This is a genomic window from Streptomyces humidus, from assembly GCF_014649655.1.
Classification (GTDB): domain Bacteria; phylum Actinomycetota; class Actinomycetes; order Streptomycetales; family Streptomycetaceae; genus Streptomyces; species Streptomyces humidus.
In genome coordinates, this window is record NZ_BMTL01000010.1 from 173090 (window position 1) to 191945 (window position 18856).

The 18856-nt window shown below is 71.0% G+C and carries 15 protein-coding genes, 1 tRNA gene and 1 riboswitch; of the genes, 12 read left to right on the forward strand and 4 right to left on the reverse strand.

Going from position 1 to position 18856, the window contains the following annotated elements; all coding sequences use genetic code 11:
- Positions 1-120 precede the first annotated feature (120 nt).
- The 8 genes from IE239_RS14235 to IE239_RS14270 all read left to right on the forward strand — a co-directional run bounded on the left by IE239_RS14235 (position 121) and on the right by IE239_RS14270 (position 8997).
- Positions 121-1146 carry a nucleoside triphosphate pyrophosphohydrolase gene (locus IE239_RS14235; protein ID WP_190149736.1) on the forward strand — a complete coding sequence of 342 codons (1026 nt, stop codon included), beginning with the start codon at positions 121-123 and terminating at the stop codon, positions 1144-1146.
- Positions 1147-1398: 252 nt separating this feature from the next.
- Entirely contained in the window at positions 1399-2709 is a 1311-nt protein-coding gene (locus IE239_RS14240; protein WP_190149648.1) for a cytochrome P450 family protein, read from the forward strand.
- A 189-nt stretch (positions 2710-2898) separates the two neighbouring features.
- Positions 2899-3966, forward strand: a complete 1068-nt coding sequence (locus tag IE239_RS14245) for a LysM peptidoglycan-binding domain-containing protein (protein ID WP_190149649.1) — start codon at positions 2899-2901, stop codon at positions 3964-3966.
- A gap of 205 nt (positions 3967-4171) precedes the next feature.
- Positions 4172-4356: riboswitch (cyclic di-AMP (ydaO/yuaA leader) on the forward strand.
- Positions 4357-4359: 3 nt separating this feature from the next.
- Complete coding sequence (locus IE239_RS14250; RefSeq protein WP_190149650.1) at positions 4360-5070, forward strand: LysM peptidoglycan-binding domain-containing protein; 711 nt, start codon at positions 4360-4362, stop codon at positions 5068-5070.
- A gap of 406 nt (positions 5071-5476) precedes the next feature.
- Positions 5477-6772 (forward strand): phosphopyruvate hydratase, encoded by a 1296-nt coding sequence (gene eno / locus IE239_RS14255; protein ID WP_190149651.1) that lies wholly within the window; start codon positions 5477-5479, stop codon positions 6770-6772.
- Positions 6773-6976: 204 nt separating this feature from the next.
- Positions 6977-7447 carry an FtsB family cell division protein gene (locus IE239_RS14260; protein ID WP_190149652.1) on the forward strand — a complete coding sequence of 157 codons (471 nt, stop codon included), beginning with the start codon at positions 6977-6979 and terminating at the stop codon, positions 7445-7447.
- Between the two features lie 21 nt (positions 7448-7468).
- On the forward strand, positions 7469-8059 hold the full coding sequence (locus tag IE239_RS14265) for a DUF501 domain-containing protein (RefSeq protein WP_229878088.1): 591 nt from the start codon (positions 7469-7471) through the stop codon (positions 8057-8059).
- Positions 8056-8997, forward strand: coding sequence for a Ppx/GppA phosphatase family protein (locus IE239_RS14270; RefSeq protein ID WP_190149653.1), 942 nt, complete (start codon positions 8056-8058; stop codon positions 8995-8997). The genes IE239_RS14265 and IE239_RS14270 overlap by 4 nt, the downstream gene beginning before the upstream one ends.
- 4 nt (positions 8998-9001) lie before the next feature.
- Here IE239_RS14270 and IE239_RS14275 read toward each other — a convergent pair whose 3' ends face one another.
- The gene (locus IE239_RS14275) at positions 9002-9271 is read right to left on the reverse strand and encodes a type II toxin-antitoxin system RelE family toxin (protein WP_190149654.1); all 270 of its coding nucleotides are present in this window, start codon (positions 9269-9271) and stop codon (positions 9002-9004) included.
- Positions 9268-9540 carry a type II toxin-antitoxin system Phd/YefM family antitoxin gene (locus IE239_RS14280; protein ID WP_190149655.1) on the reverse strand — a complete coding sequence of 91 codons (273 nt, stop codon included), beginning with the start codon at positions 9538-9540 and terminating at the stop codon, positions 9268-9270. The genes IE239_RS14275 and IE239_RS14280 overlap by 4 nt, the downstream gene beginning before the upstream one ends.
- Positions 9541-10091: 551 nt before the next feature.
- Here IE239_RS14280 and IE239_RS14285 point away from each other — a divergent pair.
- Together IE239_RS14285 and IE239_RS14290 are read left to right on the forward strand one after the other, a co-directional pair.
- The gene (locus tag IE239_RS14285; RefSeq protein ID WP_190149656.1) at positions 10092-11486 is read left to right on the forward strand and encodes an NAD(P)/FAD-dependent oxidoreductase; all 1395 of its coding nucleotides are present in this window, start codon (positions 10092-10094) and stop codon (positions 11484-11486) included.
- 260 nt (positions 11487-11746) lie between these two features.
- Positions 11747-13036 carry a class I SAM-dependent methyltransferase gene (locus IE239_RS14290; protein ID WP_190149657.1) on the forward strand — a complete coding sequence of 430 codons (1290 nt, stop codon included), beginning with the start codon at positions 11747-11749 and terminating at the stop codon, positions 13034-13036.
- A gap of 73 nt (positions 13037-13109) precedes the next feature.
- Here the strand turns inward: IE239_RS14290 and IE239_RS14295 are convergent, their stop codons facing one another.
- Complete coding sequence (locus IE239_RS14295) at positions 13110-15638, reverse strand: ABC transporter permease (RefSeq protein WP_190149658.1); 2529 nt, start codon at positions 15636-15638, stop codon at positions 13110-13112.
- 54 nt (positions 15639-15692) lie between these two features.
- A complete protein-coding gene (locus tag IE239_RS14300) occupies positions 15693-16463 on the reverse strand; it encodes an ABC transporter ATP-binding protein (protein WP_190149659.1) in 771 nt (256 codons plus the stop codon).
- Positions 16464-16879: 416 nt separating this feature from the next.
- Between IE239_RS14300 and IE239_RS14305 the strand changes: the two genes are divergently transcribed.
- Positions 16880-16963: transfer RNA gene (locus IE239_RS14305), tRNA-Leu, on the forward strand.
- A 512-nt stretch (positions 16964-17475) separates the two neighbouring features.
- Positions 17476-18651 (forward strand): 4-hydroxybenzoate 3-monooxygenase, encoded by a 1176-nt coding sequence (locus IE239_RS14310; RefSeq protein WP_190149660.1) that lies wholly within the window; start codon positions 17476-17478, stop codon positions 18649-18651.
- Positions 18652-18856: the final 205 nt, after the last annotated feature.

Here is an 18856-nt window from a genome sequence, read left to right on the forward strand (position 1 = left end):
CAACTCGTGGGGCCGTCGGCGGGTGTGGGTTACGTTCGAGGTGTGAACGCATCCAGCCCGTCCAGCGGCAGCTCCTTCAGCGGCAGGTCATCCAGCGGCAGCCCGTCCGGCGGTCCGGCCGTGGTCTCCGAAGACTCCCCGGCCCCCGGCCGTATCGTCCTGCTCACCACGAGTCACCGCGTCGCCCCCGGCCTGCTGTCCTGGCCCGCCTGGCAGGCCCTGCGCACGGCGGACCGGGTGCTGTGCGCGGACGGCGCGCACCCCCAGCTGCCCTATCTGCGGGACGCGGGGCTCACGGTCGAGGAGACGTCCCCGACCGCCGAGGGCCTCGTCGCCGACTGCGCGGGCGGCCGCACGGCCGTGGTCGTGGCGACCGGCGAGGGCGAGCCGGCGCTCACGGACGGGCTGGCCCGGATGGCGGGCTCCGGCCGGGTGGCGATGCCCGAGCTGGAGCTGCTCCCCGCCTCCTACGACCTGCCCGGGGCACGCCTCCTCGACCTCGTCCAGGTCATGGACCGCATCCGCGCCGAGTGCCCCTGGTCCTCCCGGCAGACCCACCGGGGCCTGGCGAAGTACGCGGTCGAGGAGTCGTACGAACTGGTCGAGGCGATCGAGGACGGCGACCGTGACGAGCTCCGTGAGGAACTGGGCGACGTCCTGCTCCAGGTCGTCTTCCACGCCCGTATAGCCGAGGAGGACGAGGAGTCCCCGTTCTCCGTCGACGACGTCGCGGGCACGATCGTCGCCAAGCTCATCCATCGCCACCCCCATGTCTTCGGCGACGCCACGGCCACGACCCCCGAGGAGGTCAAGGAGCACTGGCTGCGCACGAAGGCGGCCGAGAAGCGGCGCGAATCCGTGACGGACGGCGTCCCCCTCCACCAGCCCGGACTTGCCCTCGCCGCCAAGCTGGCGGCACGGGCCCGGACGGCGGGACTGGACGTGCCGCTGCCGACAGCCGACGGCACAGGCGCGGCGGGCGCGGGCGCGGGCACGGACGGCACGGGAGCCGAGGGCATCGGCTACGAACTGCTGGCCCTCGCCGCCCGCGCCGAGTCCGAGGGCGTGGACCCCGAGGCGGCGCTCCGAGCGGCGGCCCGGGCGTACCGGGACGCGATCCGAGCCGCTGAAGGGGTGGCGGGTTAGGACCGGGGAGCACCACGGGTGGCTTCAGCGGCACGGGCACGCGCCCCCCGCCTCCCGCCCGCACCAGGGGCGTGCTCCCGTCGCTGTTCGACGAGAGCACGGCAACCGGAGCGACCAACGCGACCGTGGCGAGCAGGGCGAGCAGGGCGACCAGGATGAGCCGGGCGGGCAGGGCGACTGCGGCGACCAGGGCGACCGGGGGCGAACGGGTGCTCGCGTCGTCCTCGCCGGGAACCCGGCTACCGTCGAGGAGTGACCAACCAGCCCCGCCCCCAGGCCGACGTCCCGCCCGCTCCCGAGCTGTTCACCTGGGAGTTCGCCACCGACCCCTACCCCGCCTACGCCTGGCTGCGCGAGCACGCCCCCGTGCACCGCACCGAGTTGCCCAGCGGGGTCGAGGCCTGGCTGGTCACCCGGTACGCCGACGCGAAAGAGGCCCTCGCCGACCAGCGGCTGTCCAAGAACCCGGCGCACCACGACGAGCCGGCCCACGCCAGGGGGAAGACCGGCATCCCCGGTGAGCGCAAGGCCGAGCTGATGACGCATCTGCTGAACATCGACCCGCCCGACCACACCCGGCTGCGCCGGCTCGTCAGCAAGGCGTTCACGCCCCGCCGGGTCGCCGAGTTCGCCCCCAGGGTGCAGGAGCTGACCGATCGTCTCCTCGACCGGTTCGCGGGCGAGGGCGAGGCCGACCTGATCCACGACTTCGCCTTCCCCCTGCCCATCTACGCCATCTGCGACCTCCTGGGCGTCCCGCGCGAGGACCAGGACGACTTCAGGGACTGGGCGGGCATGATGATCCGGCACGGCGGGGGCCCGCGCGGCGGCGTCGCGCGGTCGGTGAAGAAGATGCGCGGCTATCTGCTGGAGCTCATCCACCGCAAACGCGCGGAGCTGCCCGCTCGGCCGGCTCCCGGCGAGGACCTCATCTCCGGCCTCATCCGCGCCTCCGACCACGGCGAGCACCTCACCGAGAACGAGGCCGCCGCCATGGCCTTCATCCTGTTGTTCGCGGGCTTCGAGACGACGGTCAACCTCATCGGCAACGGGGCCTACGCCCTCCTCACCCATCCCGAGCAGCGCGCCCGTCTCCAGAGGTCGCTCACCGAGGACGGCGGCGACCACTCCCTCCTGGAGACCGGGATCGAGGAACTCCTGCGCTACGACGGCCCCGTGGAGCTGGCGACCTGGCGGTACGCGACCGAGCCGCTCCGTATCGGCGGACAGGACATCGCGCCCGGGGACCCCGTCCTCGTCGTCCTCGCCGCAGCCGACCGTGACCCGGCGCGTTTCACGGATCCCGACGCGCTCGACCTCTCCCGCCGTGACAACCAGCACCTCGGCTACGGCCACGGCATCCACTACTGCCTCGGCGCACCGCTGGCCCGGCTGGAGGGCCGGACCGCGCTGGCCACCCTCCTCACCCGTCTGCCCGACCTCCGACTGGCGGCGAATCCAGCCGAGTTGAGGTGGCGCGGCGGCCTCATCATGCGCGGACTGCGGACGTTGCCGGTGCAGTTCGCTCCGGAGCGTTCCGGCGCACGTCCGGGCCGGATCTGACCGCATGCCGGCCGGAGTGTGACCATGCGGCGGAGCAAAGGTGACCAGTCCTCAACTCTGTGATCTTCACGTGATCTGCGCGGCATGAACTTGTGACAAGTGATCGTGTGCCGATACGTTCACTCGTCAGCGCGACGAGCCGGTCTCGGACGCCGCGCCGGTACTGCTGTCCAGAGAAAGGCCCCTCGCATGCTTTCCGGGAACGGTCGACACCGTCGCCCCCGTCAGGCTCCGGCCCTCCTCGTCGCAGCCGGGGTGACCGGCTCGGCCATCGCCATCCCGCTGCTCGCCGCCTCCGGCGCCAGCGCCGCCGACGGCACGGTGTGGGACAAGGTGGCGCAGTGCGAGACCGGTGGCTCGTGGAGCGCCGACAAGGGCGACGGCGAGTTCGGCGGCCTGAGCCTCAGCCAGAAGGACTGGGAGGCGTACGGCGGGCTCGACTACGCGACCCATCCCGATCTGGCCAGCCGCAACCAGCAGATCGCGGTGGCGCAGAAGGTGCTCGCGGCCCAGGGCGTCGGCGCGTGGGGGACCTGCGGGCTGACCTCCGGCCTCACCAAGGCGAACGGCGCGCTGTCCGTGGACACGGGCGTGGCGGGCGACTCCGGTTCGCCCTCCTCCGGATTGTCCGATCTGTCCAAGGGCTTGTCCGGATCCTCGGGCTCGTCGGGTTCCTCGGGTTCGCCGGGCTCCTCCGACGCCTCGGGTGACAGTTCCTCCGGTGCGACGGGTTCGTCCGACTCGTCAGCAGATCCCTCCAGTTCCCCCTCGGGATCCCCTTCCTCCCCTTCGTCTTCTTCCTCCTCTTCGTCGCCTTCCTCCCCCGCCGTGGGTAGCTCCACCGGTTCCGCCGGGGGCAAGGGTTCGGCCGGTGCGGGTGACGCACTGGGGGCCGACGGCTCGCCCACGATCACCCCGGAAGCGGACGAGTCCGACAAGTCGGTCCAGGAAGTGGGTTCCTGGAGCCTCGTCGACACCGGATCCCTCGGCTCCGGCCGGCATCGCGGGGCCACCGCCGACGAGGACGCGGCCAAGAGCGCCGCGGACGTCGCGACGAACGACGCCGCCCCCGCCTCGGCGGGGCGGCACGCCGCGGCCACCTATGTCGTCCAGGAGGGGGACTCGCTCGTCTCCATCGCCGACTCCCTTGGGCTCGACGGCGGATGGCGCGCGCTGTACGCCGAGAACAGGGAGCTCATCGGCGCCGACCCGGGCGACATCGCCCCCGGTCAGACCCTCGACACAGGGGTCCAATAGGGCGCAAAACCCGGTAAAAACAGCGGGAGTTCACGTCATGTTTCGCGTTGAATGTCCGGTTTGGTGAAAGTGTGGGATGAGTCTCAGAAGCCCTGATCGTCTTTGAAATTCGGCGGATCACGTGTCTACGGTCGAGGCCGCTCGGCAACCCGAGCCCCGGCCGTCGCAACGCCGAATCCTGCCAGCGGCAGCCCGGGAACAGTCGTCGCGTCAAGCGCCGTAGGCAGGAGCGGGGGACCCAAGGTAGGCGCCGGGAACAGCTGTTGAGGCTGGATCCGGCTCGGGGTGAAGTCACCCCTCCAGGGAGCAGTGCTTCCCCGGAGGAGTGGCCGGGCAACTCACACGGCCCGAACCCGACAGCTCACCTCGCAGGCGTCGGTGAGGGGATCCACCATGCTGTTTTCCGCCAAGGGCAAGCACCGTCGTCCGTCCAAGGCCACCCGCGCCGCCGCTCTGGCCGGCGTCACCGGTGTCGCCATCGCCGCTCCGCTGATGGCGGCCGGCAACGCCTCCGCCGCCACCGCCTCCGAGTGGGACGCGGTCGCCCAGTGCGAGTCCGGCGGCAACTGGTCCATCAACACCGGCAACGGCTACTACGGCGGCCTGCAGTTCTCCGCCTCCACCTGGGCCGCGTACGGCGGCACGCAGTACGCCGCGCAGGCGAACCAGGCCTCCAAGTCGCAGCAGATCTCCGTCGCCGAGAAGGTCCTCGCCTCCCAGGGCAAGGGCGCCTGGCCGGTCTGCGGCACGGGCCTGTCCGGCGCCTCCTACAACGGCGGCACGGACTCCTCCGGCTCCTCCGCCTCCTCCGGCTCCTCGAACAGCGGCAGCGCCAGCACGCGCTCGACCGAGAAGCAGAGCGCCTCCCGCTCCACCGACCGCCCGGCGGCCGCCGCCGGAAAGTCCAGGACGGTCACCACCCCGACCGGCAAGAAGGTCAAGAAGGGCGACGGCGAGTACAAGGTCGTCAAGGGCGACACCCTCAGCTCCATCGCCGAGAAGCACAAGGTCAAGGGCGGCTGGCACAAGCTGTTCGAGCTGAACAAGGACATCGTCGAGGACGCGAACCTCATCTTCCCGGGCCAGCAGCTGCACCTGAAGTGACCCCCGCCTCCCTGAGAGGCCACGGCGTCCCCGTCGTCGAGGCCGGCACGCCGAAGACCTCGTGACGGCCGCGCCCGTCCCCACGGGCCCCCGCTCCGGTGCATTTTCCCCCGTATGCACCGGAGCGGGTTTTCTCTTTGCCCGCCCCTTCGCCCCTTCGCCCGCCCCTTAGCCCCTCATTCCGTCGCCCGTTCCTTCGCTCGTTCGCCCGTTCGCCGTCTCCCGGCAACCTTTCTCGGCCACCCCCTTTGTTCCGGGCGTGAACAATAGGTACGGTCTGTCTGTCCACGGGACGGTCGGTCGGCTGCCGACGGCCCGGGGGCGGTTAGGCTCTAGTCGCAAGGCCCGCCTAAGGCCGTCATGGCCCGCGGACCCCGCACAACCAGCGTCACATCCCAAGAAGGAGATGCTCGTGCCGTCCATCGACGTCGTCGTAGCCCGGGAAATCCTGGACTCCCGAGGCAACCCCACGGTCGAGGTCGAGGTCGGCCTCGACGACGGCAGCACGGGTCGTGCCGCCGTTCCGTCCGGCGCTTCCACCGGCGCCTTCGAGGCCATCGAGCTCCGCGACGGCGACCCCAACCGCTACCACGGCAAGGGTGTCGAGAAGGCCGTCCTCGCCGTCATCGAGCAGATCGGCCCGGAGCTCGTCGGCTACGACGCCACCGAGCAGCGCCTGATCGACCAGGCCATGTTCGACCTGGACGCCACCGACAACAAGGGCTCGCTCGGCGCCAACGCCATCCTCGGCGTCTCCCTCGCCGTCGCCCACGCCGCCTCCGAGGCCAGCGACCTGCCGCTGTTCCGCTACCTGGGCGGCCCCAACGCGCACCTGCTGCCCGTTCCGATGATGAACATCCTGAACGGCGGCTCGCACGCCGACTCCAACGTGGACATCCAGGAGTTCATGATCGCCCCGATCGGCGCGGAGTCCTTCTCCGAGGCGCTGCGCTGGGGCGCCGAGGTCTACCACACCCTCAAGAAGGTGCTGAAGACCAAGGGCCTGTCCACCGGCCTCGGCGACGAGGGCGGCTTCGCCCCGAACCTGGAGTCCAACCGCGCCGCGCTCGACCTCATCATCGAGGCCATCAAGCAGGCCGGTTACATCCCCGGCGAGCAGATCGCGCTCGCGCTCGACGTCGCCGCGTCCGAGTTCTACAAGGACGGCAGCTACGAGTTCGAGGGCAAGTCCCGCTCGGCCGCCGAGATGACCGAGTACTACGAGGAGCTCGTCTCCGCGTACCCGCTGGTCTCCATCGAGGACCCGCTGTACGAGGACGACTGGGCCGGCTGGAAGGTCATCACCGACAGGCTGGGCGACAAGGTCCAGATCGTCGGCGACGACCTCTTCGTCACCAACCCCGAGCGTCTGGCCCGCGGTATCGAGGAGGGCTCCGCGAACGCCCTGCTCGTCAAGGTGAACCAGATCGGCTCGCTGACCGAGACTCTGGACGCCGTCGAGATGGCCCAGCGCAACGGCTTCAAGTGCATGATGTCCCACCGCTCCGGCGAGACCGAGGACGTCACCATCGCCGACCTGGCCGTCGCGGTGAACTGCGGTCAGATCAAGACCGGCGCCCCGGCCCGCTCGGACCGCGTCGCCAAGTACAACCAGCTGCTGCGCATCGAGGAGATCCTCGACGACGCCGCGGTGTACGCCGGCCGCAGCGCCTTCCCGCGGTTCCGCTCCGCGAACCAGTAGGCGCGGCAGGGGCCGGCCCCGCCAGGGGCAGAGCTCAGCCAGTCGTACGTACGTCCCCGTACCCGGTCCCGTACCGTGTGCGGGGACGTACGCACGTGACGGGGAGGCGCAGCCCATGGCCCGTGCCGTGCTGCCCCGGGGGACGGCCCCCGGACCCCCGGCCGACCAGCAGGCGCCGGAAGTACTGATGCGAGGTGAGCTGTCATGACCGGCCGGGACCGGTTCTCCACCGCGACCAGGATCAAGCTGCTCGGCGAGCAGACCGCGGCCCGGGTCTACCGCTCCCAGACGAAGCGCCAGGCGCGCCGCTCCCGGCTCACCGGGCGCGCGGCCCTGCTGGCCCTCGTCCTGTGCACGCTGATCGTCGCCCTGGCCTACCCCATGCGCCAGTACGTCTCCCAGCGCGCCGAGGTCGCCGACCTGGAGCGCGAGAAGCGGCAGGCAGGCGAGCGCGTGCAGCAGCTGCGCGACCTGAAGGCGCGCTGGCAGGACGACGCGTACGCCGAGCAGCAGATCCGGCAGCGGCTGCACTACGTGCTGCCGGGGGAGACCGGCTACATCGTCGTCGACCCGGACGCGGCCCGGCAGTCCCGGGCCGACCTCGGTGCGGCGGACCGCCCCTGGTACTCGAACGTCTGGGACAGGGTCGACTCGTCGGACGCCGCCGACCAGTGACCGACCGATAGAAAGACAGGCATGGAAACACCCCCGCCGACCACCGCGCGCACCGAGCCCACGGACGCGGACGTCGAGGCATTCAGGCAGCAGCTCGGACGCCCGCCGCGCGGTCTGCGCGCGATCGCGCACCGCTGCCCGTGCGGACAGCCGGACGTCGTCGAGACGGCCCCGCGGCTGCCCGACGGCACGCCCTTCCCGACGCTGTACTACCTGACGTGCCCGAAGGCCAACTCGGCGATCGGCACGCTGGAGGCGAACGGCGTGATGAAGGAGATGACGGAGCGGCTGCAGAGCGACCCGGAGCTCGCCGCCTCCTACCGCGCCGCGCACGAGGACTACGTCCGGCGCCGGGACGAGATCGAGGAGCTGAAGAACTTCCCCAGCGCGGGCGGCATGCCGGACCGGGTGAAGTGCCTGCACGTGCTGGTGGCGCACTCCCTGGCGGCGGGCCCGGGCGTGAACCCGCTCGGCGACGAGGCCTTGGCGATGCTCCCGCAGTGGTGGCGCAAGGGCGCGTGCGTGACCGTCGCGACGGACTCCGCGACGGGCACTGCCACGGGCTCCGCGACGGACTCCGCCTCGGACTCGGCGACGGGGGAGGCGCGGTGACGCGGGTCGCCGCCGTCGACTGCGGCACGAACTCCATCCGGCTGCTCGTGGCCGACGCCGACCCGCGCACCGGCGAACTCGTCGAACTGGACCGCCGGATGACGATCGTCCGGCTCGGCCAGGGCGTCGACCGCACCGGCCGGCTCGCCCCCGAGGCCCTCGAGCGCACCTTCGCCGCCTGCCGCGAGTACGCGGCCGTGGTCAAGGAACTCGGCGCGCAGCGGCTCCGCTTCGTCGCCACCTCCGCCTCCCGGGACGCGGAGAACCGGGACGAGTTCGTGCGCGGCGTGCTGGACATCCTGGGCGTCGAGCCCGAGGTCGTCACCGGCGAGCAGGAGGCGGTGTTCTCCTTCACCGGGGCCACGAAGGAGCTCATCGGCCGCGAAGGGCTCACCGGGCCCTACCTGGTGGTCGACATCGGCGGCGGCTCGACCGAGTTCGTCGTCGGCGACGACCGGGTGCGCGCCGCCCGTTCCGTCGACGTGGGCTGCGTGCGGATGACCGAGCGGCACCTGGTCGTGGACGGGAAGGTCACCGACCCGCCGACCGAGCGCCAGATCGCGGCCGTACGCGCCGACGTCGAGGCCGCTCTCGACCTCGCCGAGCGGACGGTCCCGCTGCGCGAGGCGCACACCCTGGTCGGCCTGGCCGGCTCGGTCACCACGATCTCGGCGATCGCCCAGGGGCTGCCGGAGTACGACTCCGCGGCCATCCACCACTCGCGCGTCTCGCACGACGAGGTCCGCGAGATCACCGAGCGGCTGCTGCGTTCCACGCACGCCGAACGCGCGGCGATCGGCGCGATGCACCCGGGCCGGGTCGACGTGATCGCGGCGGGCGCTCTCGTGCTGCTGGCGATCATGGAACGGACCGACGCCCAGGAGGTCGTCGTGAGCGAGCACGACATCCTCGACGGCATCGGCTGGTCTTTGGCCTGACCGCCTACAGGTTGCGGTACACGTCCCGCCGGTCGCCCACCTTGACGACGAGAACGACGAGTTCGCCATCGTCGACCTGGTAGGCGACCCGGTAGCTTCCGACCCGGAGCCGGTAGAGCCCGGACGGGCCGGTGAGCTTCTTGACGTCGGCGTCCTGGCGGTACGGGTCGTCACCGAGTGCGGTCAGCGCGGTCAGGATGCGCATGGCGTCGGGGCGGGTGATGGCCCGGAGCTGCCGCTGTGCCGCTGCGGTGAACCTGAGCGCGTACTTCACGCCGTCTCGCCGTCCTGCTCGGTGAACAGGTCCGCCAGCAGCTCTGCCATCGTCACGGTGGGACCGCCCTCGGCCAGGACCGCTTCGGCTTCGCGCGCCAGCATGACGTCGGCCGCTTCCTCCAGCGCTTCGAAGTCCGCGATCGGGACCACGGCGGCCACTGGAGCGCCGTTGCGCGTGATGACGGTCGGAACGCCTTCCTCAGCCTTGTTGATGTGGTCGGCGAGGTGCGCGCGGGCTTCCCGTACGGTCACGGTGTTCTCAGTCATGAGGTCAGTGTACGCATCTGCGTGTACACGGGATCAGATCCATGCGGGTTGCGTTCGTGGGCGGCGCTCGACGGCATCGCGTGGTCGGTCGCGTGACGGGGGTCCGGCCGCGCCGCCCGCACTCTGTCGAGCGGGCGGGATGCCCGGATGAGCGCAGCTGAGGGGCCCTTCGCGGCCCCTCGGGCACGCTCTCGCGGCACCCCGTCGGGAAAGTTCGTGAAGTTCTTCACAAGGAATTCGGCCCTGTCGGAGGACGAAGGTGGCCCGGTTGGCCCTTCCGGGGGCCGAAGTGCCGTGTGAACGTGTTCAAAACAGGCGCGCACGGACGTATCGCGAGGAGTTCGGAAGGGGGTGGGCCGTCACCCTCGGGGTGCCCTCCGGGACCTGGAGGAGCAGCTCACGCGGCATTGACAACGCCATGCCCTACACGCCGGTTCCCGTTCCGTGCCATGACATGGATCACGCGGGTCGCGGAGGATAGCACACACCCCGGAGAAGCTTGTGAAGGGGCGCACGAGCGACCCCCCTGAACCGGGTGGATACTCGATGGCATGAGCACCACGGAGCGTCCCAGGATCCTCGTAGTAGGCGGTGGGTACGTAGGCCTGTACGCAGCTCGGCGCATCCTCAAGAAGATGCGCTACGGCGAGGCGACCGTCACGGTCGTCGACCCCCGGTCGTACATGACCTACCAGCCCTTCCTCCCCGAAACCGCCGCCGGCAACATCTCCCCGCGTCACGTCGTCGTCCCCCTGCGACGCGTGCTGCCCAAGGCGGAGGTTCTCACCGGCCGGGTCACCACCATCGACCAGGACCGCAAGGTCGCCACGATCGCCCCGCTCGTGGGCGAGGCGTACGAGCTGCCTTTCGACTACCTGGTGATCGCGCTCGGCGCGGTCTCCCGCACCTTCCCGATCCCCGGCCTCGCCGAGCAGGGCATCGGCATGAAGGGCGTCGAGGAGGCCATCGGCCTGCGCAACCACGTCCTCGAGCAGCTGGACAAGGCCGACTCCACCACCGACGAGGACATCCGCCGCAAGGCGCTCACCTTCGTCTTCATCGGCGGCGGCTTCGCCGGTGCGGAGACCATCGGAGAGGTCGAGGACCTGGCCCGCGACGCGGCCAAGTACTACAAGACGGTGTCCCGTGAGGACATGCGCTTCATCCTGGTCGACGCCGCCGACAAGATCCTTCCCGAGGTCGGCCCGAAGCTGGGCGCCTACGGCAAGGAGCACCTGGAGAGCCGGGGCGTGGAGATCTACCTCTCCACCTCCATGGACTCCTGCGTCGACGGCCACGTGGTGCTGAAGAACGGGCTGGAGGTCGACTCCAACACGATCGTCTGGACCGCCGGCGTCAAGCCCAACCCGGTCCTCGCCCGCTACGGCCTCCCGCTCGGCCCCCGCGGTCACGTGGACACCGCCCCGACCCTCCAGGTCCAGGGCACCGACTACATCTGGGCCGCCGGCGACAACGCCCAGGTCCCCGACGTCGCCGCCCGCAAGGCCGGCGTCGAGAACGCCTGGTGCCCGCCGAACGCCCAGCACGCGCTGCGTCAGGCCAGGGTCCTCGGCGACAACGTCATCTCCGGCATGCGGGGCTTCCCGCAGAAGGAGTACGCGCACTCCAACAAGGGTGCGGTGGCGGGCCTCGGCCTCCACAAGGGCGTCGCGATGATCGTCATGGGCAAGGTGAAGATCAAGCTCAAGGGCCGTCTCGCCTGGTACATGCACCGTGGCTACCACGGCATGGCGATGCCGACCTGGAACCGCAAGATCCGCGTCTTCGCCGACTGGACCCTCGGCATGTTCCTCAAGCGCGAGGTCGTGGCGCTGGGCGCGCTGGAGTCCCCGCGCGAGGAGTTCTACGAGGCCGCCAAGCCGGCCCCGGTCGCCGCGAAGCCGGTCGCCGAGAAGGCCGAGAGCGAGAAGGCCAACGCCTCCTGACCTCGCGTCACCCGGCTTCGGGCCCGCGGGCCCGAAGCCACTGAACGCCCCGAAGGGGCCGTCCGCCATCCGTGGTGCGGACGGCCCCTTCGGCGTGCGCCGGCAGGGCAACCCCCTCCATGCCCTGCCGACGGCGCGGGACTGTGCCGTACGCAGGTATTTTGCCCAGCCGTGACGGCGTCGCGGGACTGGACACCGAGCCCTCTCGTGTTTACGTGGTGACAGGACATTCCGGGATCACCGTCACGGAGGTGTGCATCATGGCCGACGCCGCGTCGCGGCTCCATGAGCTCGTCGAACAGATGCTGGGAGCCCCGTTCCCGGTGCGCGTCCGCGCGTGGGACGGTTCGCAGGCGGGCCCGCCCGGCGCGCCCGCCCTGGTCGTACGCAACCGCAGGGCCCTGCGCCGTCTGCTGTTCAAGCCCGGCGAACTCGGCCTGGCCCGCGCCTGGGTGGCCGGCGACCTGGACGTCGAGGGAGACCTGTACACCGCGCTCGACCTGCTCTCCGGGGTCCTGTGGGAGCGCGGTGAGAACGCCCGCACCCTCGCCCGGGCCCTGCGCGACCCCGAGTTCCGCACCGCGGTCCGCGGCCTGCTGCGGCTCGCCGGCCCCCCGCTGCCGCCCGCCCCGCCCCGCGAGGAGATCCGCCGGACCGGGCACCTGCACACCCGCCGCACCGACAGACGCGCCATCAGCCACCACTACGACGTCGGCAACGACTTCTACGCACTCGTCCTCGGCCCGTCCATGGTGTACTCCTGCGCCTACTGGGAGTCCGCGGACGGCAGCCTGGAGGACGCCCAGCGCGACAAACTCGAACTCGTCTGCCGCAAACTGGACCTGAGCTCCGGGCAGCGCCTGCTGGACGTCGGCTGCGGCTGGGGCGCGACGGCGATCCACGCGGCCCGTGAACACGGCGTGCGCGTCGTCGGGATCACCCTCTCCCAGGAGCAGGCCGCCCACGCCCGCAAGCGCGTCGCCGAGGCCGGGCTCACCGACCGGGTCGAGATCCGCGTCCAGGACTACCGGGACGTCTCCGACGGCCCGTTCGACGCGATCTCCTCCATCGGCATGGCGGAGCACGTCGGCTCCGACAGGTACCTGGAGTACGCCCACGTCCTGTACGCGCTTCTGAAACCGGGCGGCCGGCTGCTCAACCACCAGATCGCCCGCCGCCCGCAGCACGACGAGAACGCCTACGACGTGGACGCCTTCATCGACGCCTACGTCTTCCCCGACGGCGAACTCGCCCCCGTCGGCACCACGATCGGCCACCTCGAACGCGCCGGCTTCGAAGTCCGCGACCTGGAGTCGATCCGTGAGCACTACGTCCTCACCCTGCGTCGCTGGGTGGACCGTCTGGAGGCGGGCTGGGACCGGGCCGTCCGTCTGACCGGCCCCGGCCGCGCGCGGGTCTGGCTGCTCTACATGGCCGCCTCCGCCGTCGCCTTCGAACGCAACCACATCGGCGTCAACCAGGTCCTGGCCGTCCGGACCCCCGAGTCGGGCGACTCCGGGATGCCGTTGCGCGCCCGAACCTGGAACTGACCGGCACGAGCGAGGGGCCCGCGCGCCGTCCTCCCGGCGCGGGACCCCTCGCTCATGCCGTTCGCCCGCCTCGCTACTCGGACTTGATCGCCGTCAGCATGTTCAGGCGCGAGGCCCGGCGGGCCGGCCACAGCGCCGCCAGGATGCCCACGGCGGCGGCCAGGGTCAGGAAGAGCGCCATCCGGCCCCAGGGCAGGACGAGTTCGTAGGTGGGCATCTTCGTGCCGAGCAGTTCGCCGGCCGCCCAGCCGAAGAACACGCCCAGTCCGATGCCGAGCACCCCGCCGAAGAGCGAGATCACCAGGGACTCCAGCCGGACCATCCGCTTCACCGAGCGTCGGTCCAGACCGATGGCGCGCAGCATGCCGATCTCCTGGGAACGCTCGAAGACGGACATCGCCAGGGTGTTGACGACGCCGAGGACCGCGACGATCACGGCCATCGCGAGCAGCCCGTAGAGCATGTTCAGCACCAGCGTGAAGGTCTTCGCGATCTCCTGGGAGAGGTCCTTCTTGCTCTGCACCTTGATGGCGGGGTTGGAGCCGAGGGCCTTCTCCAGCCGGTCCGTCGTGCCTCCCGAGGCCCCGCCCGACGTCTTGACCATGACCTGCATGTCGGCCGGGTCCGTCACATGCGGGGTGAGGGCCGCGTTGTCGACGATGATGCCCCGGATCAGCTGGTTGCCCTCGTAGACCCCGGCGACCGTCAGCCGCTGCTGCTTGCCGTCCTCGTAGTGCACCGTGAAGGCGGAACCCGCCTTCCAGCCATGGGACTTGGCGGTGTCCTCGTCGACGACGACCCGCGCGCCGCCCACCGTGAAGGCGCCGTCGTCGACCTTGAGGTCGGTGAGCTCGCCGAAGGCGGAGCCGGTGACGCCGGTGAGGTACTCGGTCGTGCCATCGACGCGGGCGGGCGCGTTGCGCATCGGGCTGGTGGCGGTCACCCCGGCGACGGACCGGAGTTCGCCGTCGACGTCCGGGGAGAGTGCGTTGCCGTTGGCCATCGACACGACGTAGTCGGCCCTGATCGCGGAGGACGCCATCCTGTCGATGGATTTCTGCAGGCTGCCCGCCATCACGGTCATGCCGGTGATCAGGGTCAGCCCGATCATCAGCGCCGACGCGGTCGCGGCCGTGCGGCGCGGGTTGCGCACCGAGTTCTGGCGGGCCAGCTTGCCGGACACCCCGAAGACGCGCAGCAGGGGCGCCGCGGCCGCGATCAGCGGGCGCGACAGCAGCGGGGTCAGGACGAACACGCCGAGGATCAGCAGCACCGCGCCGAGGCCCATGGGGGCCTGGCCGTCGGAGCCGTCCATCGTCGTCGCGGCCAGGACCACCGCGACGCCCGCCGCCGAGAACAGCGCGCCCAGCGTGTTGCGCAGCACCAGCGACCTGGCGGACGCCGTCGCGTGCACGCTGCTCATCGCGGCGACCGGGGGGATCTTCGCGGCGCGGCGGCCGGGCAGCCAGGCCGCCAGCATGGTGATGACGACGCCGACGACGAGGGCCGCGGCGACCGTGTCCGGGGAGACGACGAGCGGCCCGTCGGGGACGGTCGCCCCCAGCGTTCCCATCAGGGAGCGCAGTCCGGCCCCGATGCCGATGCCGGCGACCAGGCCCGTCACCCCGGCGACCGCGCCGACCACGAACGCCTCGATCAGCACCGAGCGGGTCACCTGCCGGCGCGAGGCGCCCACGGCCCGCAGCAGCGCGAGCTCCTTGGTGCGCTGGGCGACCAGCATGGTGAAGGTGTTGGCGATGATGAAGGTGCCCACGAACAGCGCGATGCCGGCGAACACCAGCAGTCCCTGCTTCAGCCCGCTCATCGACGCGGAGATCGTCTCCGCCTGGTCGTCGGCGAGCTGCCTGCCGGTGGTGGTCTCGACCTGGCCCTTCGGCAGGGCGGCGTCCAGGGCGGACTTCAACGCGCTCTGCGAGGTCCCGGGGGCCGCCTTCACGTCGATCTCGTCGTAGACGCCGGGCTTGCCGAAGAGCTTCTGCGCGCTCGCCGTGTCGAACAGGGCGAGGCTGCCGCCTGCCGCGACGTTGCCGTCGTCGGTGCTGAACACTCCGGTGATCCGCGGGGTGAGGACGGGGCCGTCGACGGAGATCCGCACCGTGTCGCCGACCTTGTATCCCGCCCGCTCGGCCGTCTTCGCGTCGACGGCGACCTCGTTCACGCCCTTCGGGGCGCGCCCGGAGACGAGCGGGTACCGGACGTCCTTCGTCCCCCAGTAGTTGCCGCCCTGCGACCGGAAGCCGCCGCCGATGAGCTTGCCGTCCTTGTCGGCGATGGCCGTGAAGCCGTTCACGACGCCGACGGCGGCCGCCGCGCCCGGCGTCCTCGCGCTGCGCTCCAGCAGGTCCTGGGTCAGTTCGGGGGTCTTGACGATGCGGTCGCCGACGTCCGGCTGGGGCTCGGCGGTGACGGCCACGTCGACCTGGTCGAAGCCCTTGGCGGAGCTCTTCTGCAGGGCGTCGGAGAGGGTGTTGGTGAAGACCAGGGTCCCCGACACGAAGGCCACGCCGAGCATCACGGCGAGCACGGTCATCAGGAGCCGGGCCTTGTGCGCGAGCACGTTGCGCAAGGCGGTACGGAACATGGGTGGTGTCTTCTCAGTCCTGCTCGTCGGCGAGCGGTAGGTCCCGGTGCGGGATCAGCTGGTGCGGCCCTTGGCGTCGAACCGCTTCATGCGGTCCAGCACCGATTCGGCCGTCGGCCCGTGCACCTCGTCGACGATCCGCCCGTCCGCGAGGAAGACCACCCGGTCCGCGTAGGCCGCGGCCACCGGGTCGTGGGTCACCATCACCACCGTCTGCCCCAGTTCCCGCACGGAGTTGCGCAGGAATCCCAGCACCTCGGCGCCGGAGCGCGAGTCGAGGTTGCCGGTCGGCTCGTCGCCGAAGATGATGTCCGGCCGCGAGGCCAGGGCGCGGGCGACGGCGACCCGCTGCTGCTGACCGCCGGACAGCTGCGAGGGCCGGTGGGTCAGCCGGTCGGCGAGCCCCACCATCCGGATGACCTTTTCCAGCCACTCCTTGTCCGGCTTGCGGCCCGCGATGTCCATCGGGAGGGTGATGTTCTCGAGGGCCGTCAGCGTCGGCAGCAGGTTGAACGCCTGGAAGATGAACCCGATCTTGTCCCGGCGCAACCTGGTGAGCTGCTTGTCCTTCAGGGAGCCGAGTTCGGTGTCGCCGATGCGCACGGAGCCGGAGGAGAAGTTGTCCAGGCCCGCCACGCAGTGCATCAGCGTGGACTTGCCCGAGCCGGAGGGGCCCATGATCGCGGTGAACTCGGCCTGCCGGAAGTCGACCGAGACCCGGTCCAGGGCGACCACCTGGGTCTCGCCCTGTCCGTAGATCTTCGACAGGTCCGTGGCACGTGCGGCCGCTGTGGTGGTCCGGTCGGCGAGAGAGCTGGTGGTCACGGAGTGGTGCTCCTGTCGGGACGACGTGGGTTCGCTGGGGGACGTCAACCATCGTCCCGGCCGCCCGCCGCCGTGTAGTCAGCCCCTGTTCCGGTTCTGAAGGCAGCCTTCGGACGGACCGCGGGCCGCCGGGTCATACCTGGGGATGACCCGCCTCTCGCTGCTCCCACGCCCGTCCGTTTGCTGGACGTTCGTCAAGAACCGGTGGAGCAACCTCGTTCGGACGGTGAAATTCCGTCATTCCGCATACGCGAGCGGTGGCCGCACGCGAGGCTACTGGCAAGTGCCAATGGCCGGTTCACGGTGCTGATGCACCCTCAGACGTCAATAAAATAAGACAACATCGGGTCTGATCGTCCGCTGATCGAGGGACGGATCCCGATAGGGTCAGTAGCTCAAGCGGAGCCCAAAGGCCTGCCCAGATGGTGGAATGCAGACACGGCGAGCTTAAACCTCGCTGCCCCTTCGCGGGCGTGCCGGTTCAAGTCCGGCTCTGGGCACTCGCTCGTTCCGCTGTGGAGGCGGCCTCCGACCCGTGGGCACGGCCGGCCGGCGCAGGGGCGGGGCTGACGGGATCTCCCACGCCGGCTGAACGGTCTCGGCCGACGGTTCGCCGCTTCGGCGTCGGAACCCGTCGATCCAGCCCTCCGAGGAGCGCCCGCCGTACCGCGTGACGGTGTCCACGGGGCCGGCTCGAGGAGTTTCCCGACCGTGCGGACCCGGACCGAGGCGGACTGCGCGTCCGGCCGCCTGTGCGCGGGCGAGGGGCTGACGTCACCCGGGTCCGTGAACCACGGGGATGTCTGACCCGTCCGTGCCGCCTGCCGCCTGCCGCCTGCCGCCTGCCGCCCGTCGATCGCCGTCCCCGCCGTCCCGACCGTTGACACCGGCTGCACGCGAGCGCAGACTCACGGAGCAAGAGTGAAGAAAATTTCACTACGCGAACACCGCAGCCGCGTGGGAGCGAGCCCCACTGCGCGAACACCGTCCGAACCGTCTGAAGGGACGCCCGATGCGCACCACTGTCGGCATCGTCGGCGCCGGCCCCGCCGGCCTCCTCCTCGCCCGCCTGCTCCACGTCGCCGGCATCGACTCCGTCGTGCTGGAGAGCCGCGACCGGGCCTACGTAGAGCACCGCCAGCGCGCCGGGATCCTGGAGCAGGGCACGGTGGACGTGCTGCGCGCGGCCGGGGCCGGCGAGCGCATGGACCGGGAGGGGCTGCGCCACGACGGCATCGAGCTGCGCTTCGCCAGGCGGCGCCATCGCGTCGACTTCCCCGCCCTCACCGGCGGCCGGTCGGTGATGGTCTACGCCCAGACCGAGGTGTGCAAGGACCTCATCGCCCTCCAGCTCGCGGAAGGCGGCCCGCTGCTCTTCGAGACGGAGGCGCTGGCCGTGGAGGACGCCCTGACCGACCGCCCGCGCGTGCGCTTCCGCCGTGAGGGCGTGGAGGACGTCCTGGAGTGCGACTACGTCGTGGGCTGCGACGGCTTCTGGGGCGTCGCCCGCAAGGCGGTCCCGGCCGAACTGTCCCGGGTCCACGAACGGACGTACCCGTTCGGCTGGCTCGGGATCCTCGCCGACGTGCCGCCCTCGCACGACGAACTCGTCTACGCCCGCCACGAGCGCGGCTTCGCGCTGCTCTCCATGCGCTCGCCGTCCGTCTCCCGGCTCTACCTCCAGGTGCCCCAGGGCACGGACGCGCAGGCGTGGGACGACGAGGAGATCTGGGACGAGCTGGCCCGCCGCTTCGAGACCGACGACGACTGGCGACTGGAGCGCGGGCCGATCACCCAGAAGTCGGTCACCCCCATGCGCTCCTACGTCCACGAGCCCATGCGGCACGGCCGGGTCTTCCTGGCCGGGGACGCGGCCCACATCGTGCCGCCGACCGGGGCGAAGGGACTGAACCTCGCCGTCGGGGACGTCGTCACCTTCGCGCGGGCCCTGACGCACCAGCGGGAGACGGGGTCGTCCGAGCTCCTGGGCGCCTACTCCGAGACCTGCCTGCGGCGGGTGTGGCAGGCGGAGCGCTTCTCGTACGACATGACGACCATGCTGCACCCGGCCCCCGACGCCACCCCCTTCGACGAGCGGATCCAGCTCGCCCGGCTGGAGCGGATCGCCTCCTCGCGGGCCGCCGAGACCGACCTGGCCGAGGGGTACACCGGGTTCGCGTTCGAGTGACCGAACGGTGGGTTCGTCCGGTCTCCGTGGGATACCGGCCTTGTCGCGGCTTGGTCATGATCAGGGGCGACTCCCCTGGGGAATCGCTACGCGGCGTAGCGTGTCGGGCGACAGGATGAGGGAAAGATCCTCCCCAAGCACTAGGGTCAATCCTTTGCCTACCCATTACCCTTGAGCCCAAGGCCGCGCAGTGCGGCCACGGAGG